At 41.5% G+C, this 7050-nt stretch carries 6 protein-coding genes and 1 pseudogene; 4 read left to right on the top strand and 3 right to left on the bottom strand.

All coding sequences use genetic code 11. The annotated features are described in order from the left end of the window. Positions 1–358: 358 nt before the first annotated feature. The 4 genes and pseudogenes from IM509_RS19345 to IM509_RS19330 form a co-directional block, all read left to right on the top strand. A pseudogene (locus IM509_RS19345) lies at positions 359–751 on the top strand (ISAs1 family transposase); the annotation flags it as partial. A gap of 84 nt (positions 752–835) precedes the next feature. After that, positions 836–1933, top strand: coding sequence for a sulfotransferase family protein (locus IM509_RS19340; protein WP_052276075.1), 1098 nt, complete (start codon positions 836–838; stop codon positions 1931–1933). Next, positions 1918–2088, top strand: a complete 171-nt coding sequence (locus IM509_RS19335) for a hypothetical protein (RefSeq protein ID WP_287717327.1) — start codon at positions 1918–1920, stop codon at positions 2086–2088. Before IM509_RS19340 ends, IM509_RS19335 begins: the two co-directional genes overlap by 16 nt. A gap of 156 nt (positions 2089–2244) precedes the next feature. Then, the gene (locus tag IM509_RS19330) at positions 2245–3240 is read left to right on the top strand and encodes a lysylphosphatidylglycerol synthase transmembrane domain-containing protein (RefSeq protein WP_185237757.1); all 996 of its coding nucleotides are present in this window, start codon (positions 2245–2247) and stop codon (positions 3238–3240) included. 400 nt (positions 3241–3640) lie between these two features. On the opposite strand, the gene kaiC is transcribed toward IM509_RS19330, so the two are convergent. From kaiC to IM509_RS19315, 3 genes are all read right to left on the bottom strand, one after another. Further along, entirely contained in the window at positions 3641–5203 is a 1563-nt protein-coding gene (gene kaiC / locus IM509_RS19325; protein WP_072927550.1) for a circadian clock protein KaiC, read from the bottom strand. Positions 5204–5396: 193 nt separating this feature from the next. Beyond that, positions 5397–5711 carry a circadian clock protein KaiB gene (kaiB, locus tag IM509_RS19320; protein ID WP_002733742.1) on the bottom strand — a complete coding sequence of 105 codons (315 nt, stop codon included), beginning with the start codon at positions 5709–5711 and terminating at the stop codon, positions 5397–5399. A 56-nt stretch (positions 5712–5767) separates the two neighbouring features. Then, positions 5768–6697, bottom strand: coding sequence for a circadian clock protein KaiA (locus IM509_RS19315; protein ID WP_052276077.1), 930 nt, complete (start codon positions 6695–6697; stop codon positions 5768–5770). Positions 6698–7050: the final 353 nt, after the last annotated feature.

Raw genomic sequence — 7050 nt, 5'->3', positions numbered from 1 at the left:
ATCTTTCCGAAAGTCCTTGACTTGTTTCAGTTTTTCTATTAAGCTCAACATATATTTTAAAAGTTGCCGGTCACTTCTCATTTTACCTGATAGTGATCGCTTTTACTTTTGATATTCTGATGGGAGAATGAAACAGCCCTAGGGTAGGGCTGTTTCATTCTCGAAGAATAAAAAAAAGTAAGGTGAACAAACTCATGTAAAATGAGTTTGTTCACCTTATCTTTTTATACTATGCAGAGGCTAATCGAAAAATTAAAGAAAGTCAAGGATTTTCGGAAAAGTTATGGAAAAAGACACCAGCTATGGGTCGTACTTTTAATCATTATCCTGGCAATTATGCAGTCCTATACTAACATCAGTCTTTAATGTAAATCATCCCTTTAATAATGTTTGGGAACACATTAAAAGTTATATTAAAGTGGAAAGGTATGGTGAAAGAGGGGGACAAGGGTATTATAATTGTGCCTAGTACATTAGTAGTTTGGTAGAAAGTGCTCAAACTTTTGCTCGAAAAATTCGAGGTCATTGGAACATAGAAAATCAGTTGCACTGGGTAAAAGACGTAATTTTTAAGGAAGATACTTTACCTTTAACTGACTTTCAAGCTGTTAGTAATTTGTCAATTCTCCCAACTATAGCTCTAAATCTTTTCAGAGGTTTAGGCTTTTTATCCTTTATCCTTTTATCCATTACAAAGGGGCAAAGATGGCTTGATAACAAGTGGTTCAGGCTTTGCGATTTGTTAGAATAAATCAGCCCTAGGGGCCGCTTGGGAATTCGGCAAAACCTTGGCCAGCCAAGCTATCCGCCAAAAAAACGCTAAAAAATAGTTAATATGTCCAGTTTGTTTCATCCCCTTTGTGGTAGTAACCTTAGTACCCTATTACGTTTATTTTTGACTAATGGCGGCATCGATCGCCCCAATTTCGCCCCGGCAACCCTGGCGCTGGCAGTTACCCTGGCGCGACTGCCTTTTTCTACCCTAGAACGAATTTTGATGACAGGGTTTTATGAGCGCCGCGTGCAGGTAAAAGCACCCATTTTTATTGTCGGCTATTGGCGCAGCGGCACGACCCATCTGCACAATTTACTCGGTCAATCGGAGCAATTTGGCTATATTTCGCCCCTAGCGGTGGGATTACCCTGGGATATCCTCGGTATCGTCCGCTTATTTCAACCGCTGCTAGAATTGGCCCTACCGAGCGATCGCCATGTGGATAACGTCGCTGTTACTCCCGATTCACCCCAAGAAGACTCGATCGCCCTGGCCAGCATGATCCCCCTTTCCTACTACCATGGTTTATACTTTCCCCAACGTTTTCAGTACCATTTCGATCGAGGGGTTTTTTTTCAGGGCTGCAGCGAGAAAGAAATCGCCACTTGGCAGCGTTGGCATACTCATCTATTAAAAAAAGTTTCCATCCATCAAAGAGGCAAACAATTACTAATCAAAAACCACGTTTATGCGGCACACATTGCCAAATTGCGAGCTATCTGGCCCGATGCTAAATTTATTCATATCTACCGCAATCCCTATCGAGTTTTTCCTTCAACCCGCCACTTTTTTACCCGCATCCTACCAGAACTAGCACTGCAATCCTACGATAATTTATCCACAGATGAAATCGAGCAGGTAATTCTAAAAAGTTATCCCCCAATGATCAATTCTCTCCTGCGAGATAGTGCCGATTTACCCGCCGATAGTTTTGTAGAAATTCGTTTTGAAGATTTAGAAAAAGAACCCCTAGCACAAATCGAGAAAATCTACGATCAACTGCAACTTCCCGACTTAAAAATATCTATGCCTCGCTTTGAGAAATATATCGCTAGTCTGCAAGGATATAAAAAAAATAATTATCCCCCAGAACCAAAAGCGATCGAATTAGTCGAATCTCATTGGCTACCATTTATTCAACGTTGGAATTATTTTTAGTCATCAGCTTTTTCAGTTATCAGTTATCAGTTATCAGTTATCAGTTATCAGTTATCAGTTATCAGTTATCAGTTATCAGTTATCAGTTATCAGTTATCAGTTATCAGTTATCAGTTATCAGTTATCAGTTATTAGTTATCAGTTATAATTCATAATTCCCCATCTCCCCACTACCCCACTTCCCGCTCTCCTAGACCTTTTAAACAGGATTTAGTAAGTACCTAAGCAAAATTAATTACACCTATCTAACTACTTCTTGCCTATTGCCTATTGCCTATCCTAACCAAGAAATTAATTTTGCACGACTACTTATGAAATATCTTAAATTTATCTTTCTGGGTTTAGGTTTTGTTTTACTAGGGGTAATTTTACGCAAAACAAATCTGCAAGAAGTTTGGCAACAAATCACCCTAGTCGGTTGGTGGGGAATGACATTAGTAATTATTTTTTATTTCCTAGAATTCCTCACCGATGTTTTTACTTGGCAACTAACTTTTAAAAGCATTCCTATCCAACCTCGATGGACAATTCGCCTATTATTAATTTACATGGTAGGGGCAGCCTTTAATCGCGTGACTCCCTTCGCTTCTTTGGGAGGAGAAGGTTTTAAAGCAGTGATGTTAAAAACTCACTATCAGATTAGCTATAAAGAAACCAGTGCCTCGATTATTCTGACCAAGACATTAAATACTGCTTCCCTTGTCTTCTTTGCAATTATCGGTTTTTTTCTGCTCCTAGCTTCCCCAAAATTCTCCAATTCTTTTAAAACTTTTACTGGATTAAGTCTCGCTATATTCTCCAGTTGTATCCTGATATTTTTCTTGATTCAGCGATTCCGTTTATCCTCCAGAATAGTTAATCGATTAGGTCATTCTTTTTTAGGTGATCGCCTAGCTAAACCTTTAGAAAATCTTCGCAGTGTCGATGATCGTTTAGGGGAATTTTACCGGAATCTGCCCCTATTTAGAAATGGCTTGATCGTCGGTTTTCTCAATTGGCCTCTCGGAGTTTTAGAAATCTATGTTTTAATGCAGTTTCTCCAACATCCGATTAGTTTTGCCGATGCTTGGTTATTTGATTCTGTTGCCCAATTAGTGCGCGCTGGAACCTTTTTTATTCCTGCTAATATCGGTACTTTAGAAGGTTCTTTAGTGCTGCTGGGTGCTTCCTTAACCGGCAGTCTAGAATTAGGTTTAGCGATTTCCGTAATTCGCCGGGTTAAAGATGTTCTCTGGATTATATTAGGTTTATTGATCTGGTGGTTATTTTCCCTAAGACCGACTTTACCCGATCGCCCTTCAAAATAATCTCAATCATACTAAATCCGTTGAGTATAGGTAACATATCAGGATAGGCAAAAAACAAAAAGGGGAATAAATAATCAGTCTTTAATAACCAGATTTAGTATTATCAGTAACTTTTAAATTAGTACAAATATATGAACAACTGCGTGTAAGCATCCCACCGAAAAACTAATGCGCGGGGGGTTTGGGGGCGGCGCCACGCCCCCAACGGGGGGTTTGGGGGGTAGAACCCCCCAAAAGTCTGGATTGAGGACAAAAAATCTAGAAAGCACAGTTTTTAAAAATTTGCCAGGTTAAAGATGTTCTCTGGATTATATTAGGTTTATTGATCTGGTGGTTATTTTCCCTAAGACCGACTTTACCCGATCGCTCTTCAAAATAATCTCCATCAGTCAACCCCCGATTATTCATCCTGTAATTTTTCGCGCACATTGCGAACAATCCGCGATAATTCACTCTTTTCATCGACGCTAATTTTAGTTGGAGAACCACTAATAATCCGCTCGTAATTGCGGAAAGAATCCTTGATATCCGCCCCATCCTGACTGATAGTATATTCACGAATCCCTTTATCGTGCCAAGAACCGCGCATCTTAAAGACGTTAATCGCTCGCGACATTTCGCCGCGAATTTCCACATACTGCAACATTAAAATCGTGTCGGTAATCGTAGAAATATGGGATTCGGTGATCGAGTGCGCTCCCATGAATTGGTCGGTGGTATTGGTGAAAAATCCCGTAATTTCCTCCTGTTTGGCGTATCCTGTCACCCCGATCACAAATTGCCGAAAAGCATTATTTGTCACCCCGCGCGCGAGCGCCGATAGAGAATCGATGGCAATACGGGAGGGTTTAAATTCCGAGATTTCCGACTTAATCATCTGTAAATGGTCTTCTAATCCCGCCGATTCGGGGTAAGAACACAATAATTTTAATAATCCCTTGCGTTCCATCTCCTCAAAATCGATCCCCCAAGAAGAAGCATTTCGGGACAATTGGGCGCGAGATTCTTCATAAGCGAACAAAATCGCCCGCTCACCGCGCCGACAGCCTTCTTCCAGAAATTTACTGACTAAGAGAGTTTTACCCGTACCTGTTGCTCCTGTAGCCAAAATAATCGAATCCTTGAAAAAACCGCCCCCACACATATCATCGAGGGTTTTTACTCCCGAAGAAATGCGGACATTAGAGGAGCGCTGAGTTAAACGCATCGCACCGAGGGGGAAGATATTAATGCCATCATTGGTGATAGTAAAGGGATATTCCCCCTTCATGTGGGTTGTTCCCCGTAATTTGAGGATTTCCGCCGTTCTGCGTCGCCTTTCTCCCTCTAGCACGTTCCGCATAATTACCACATTATCAGAGACAAATTCCTCTACACCAAAACGGGCCACCGCTCCGTATTCTTCGATACGTTCCGTGGTCATAATTGAAGTCACTCCTAATAATTTTAACCGGGCCACGAGCCGAAAAATTTCCCGCCGCACCACTGACACCGCTTCGTACTGCTGAAAAACAGCAGTTACAGAGTCAATTGATACCAGTTTTGCTTTATATTTGGTAATTGCGTATTGAATGCGCTCGATTAGGGCCGAAAGATCAAAACTACCCACCACCTCTTGACCTTCCGGATCTGGAGAAGCATCGAGAATAAATAACTTACCCTGGTCAATTAATTCTTCTAAATCCCAACCAAAACTATAGGCATTTTGGATAATATCGGTGGGAGATTCTTCAAAAGTAACAAACAGTCCCGGATAGTCAAAATACTTGATCCCGTGGTAGAGAAATTGCACAGCAAGCAGGGTTTTTCCCGTGCCAGAAGTGCCACTAACTAAGGTAGTTCGCCCCATGGGTAAACCACCGTGAGTGATCTCATCAAAACCTTCAATTAGGGTTCTAATTTTGCGAACACCTTTCGGTTTAATCGGTGGATTCGATTGGCTATTAGAGTTAGATTGAGTCATTATTTATCCAGCGAATATTTAAAGAGTAGGATTTTTATCTAATTTTTCCACAGAAACATATCAAGCCTGACTAGACACTTTACACCATCTTGATTTCCATTGACTCTTGACTTTCCCCTAGACGTACTAGATTACGCCCCGATCATTTCTCCTTCAATAAATATAACCCGTCCAATCACCTATTGCCGAAGGCCTAGCTATCATTTTCTCGTTCACGAATTTCCTCGTACAGTAAGTCTAAACCGATCAGAACCTTCTCTCGATCGGACAAATCACCGATAATTTTCCGCACCGGGGGAGGGAGGACTTTCGCGAGGGTAGGAGTAGCGAGAATCTTGTCTTCCTCCGCTAGTTGCGGGTTTTTCAGCACGTCAATCACCTTGAGCGCATACACTCCCTGAAATTCCTCTTCTAGGATATTTTTCAGGGTTTTCAAGGCGCGCACGGAGTTGGGGGTGTTCCCAGCGACGTACAGTTTTAAAACATAGGTTTTTTTAAAGACGCTCATAGGTTAAGATCAAAGGGGCTGGGGATATGAGTTCATTGTTATTTATTGGGGATATTTTAGTCTATTCCCAATAATAAATCATAAGGGATATCCTCGCGAGGTATGGAACGACGATACATTTCCCCCAAGTGAGCAAGGATATCAATGAGAGCGAGACGATAATCTAGGAGAATTTCCTCACTTCTGCCTTCTAATTTTAACTGTTGGGAAAATTCATCCATTAACTCCATGTGAATTTCCAGAATTTGCGACACTGAGAGATCGGTAAAAAAGACATTATTAACCAACTCATCGATCGCTTGATTAATCGGATAATCCTGTTGGAAGTAATTTAAAATAATCTCCCGATAATCTCTTCTTACTTCCCGCAGTAATTCGTTTTTTTCCTCTGGGGCAAGATTGCGATAGAATAGCTGCGGGTTGCGTTTGTAGTAAACACCTAAATAGCCGAGTCTTTCTTTTAATTTTTCCGCTAAACGGCGCTGTTGTAGGAGGAGAAAACTGTGATTATTTTCCACGGGATTTGGTTGGTTAACAATCGTGGTAGGTTCGGAAAAAGAGCAATTAGGAGCTAAATGGAGAAATCGAGCGATCGCTTGGTCGATTACCGAGGTGATGCTGTCTAATTCCTTGACGGTAATTTGTAATTCGGCACTATGATAGAGACAGGTGGGAGAGTCATTCGTCTCGGCAGTGATGTTCTTGTCAGCGACAATGATCACTACTGGCAGTAAAATCCCCCCTTCGTAGAGTTGATTAAAAGTCGGCTGTAGGGAAGGATGAAAGACCACCAGCAAACAATCGATTTTTTCCTTCTGTGCCTCGATATTAGCCAGTAATTCGCTAGAAGACGACCCTAGGGTCAGATGATAGCGTTCATTAGCCAATAAAGCCGTCAAAGAATTAACCAGCCCCGGAGGTGAACTCACTCCCGTCAAGGGTGGGTCCGTTGGGACAAAAGCATAAATAGTCAGTCTCGGAGGCAACGTTTTCTCACCCGCAAGGTAGATAGAAAATAACAAACTATAGGTTAGGCTTTCTCTGTTGAGAAGACAACCCCCCGCCATCAGCTAAGGGAAGTTAAAGTTAACTCGGCTTTTTGGCAGTGGGTATCGTAGTTAATTGTAATCAATGGAGCAGTCCTCTAGATGAGCGATCGTCATCATCAAGGTAGATTCAAGTTCCAGGACTACTAATAGGGGAGCATCTCACTTACGCGATGAGTAATTATACTTAGCCTAAAAGCCACTCTTAATCGTGTCTTGGAACGAAATAGAGGCTTTTAAAGACCGCGTACATGGAGAATTAAAACAAGAATTACCCTCGAAAAGCCTATTTT

Source organism: Microcystis sp. M31BS1 (assembly GCF_020245285.1).
GTDB classification, from domain to species: domain Bacteria; phylum Cyanobacteriota; class Cyanobacteriia; order Cyanobacteriales; family Microcystaceae; genus Microcystis; species Microcystis panniformis.
The sequence above is the reverse complement of the archived record's forward strand: the minus strand, read 5'-3'. Positions and strand labels throughout refer to the sequence as shown.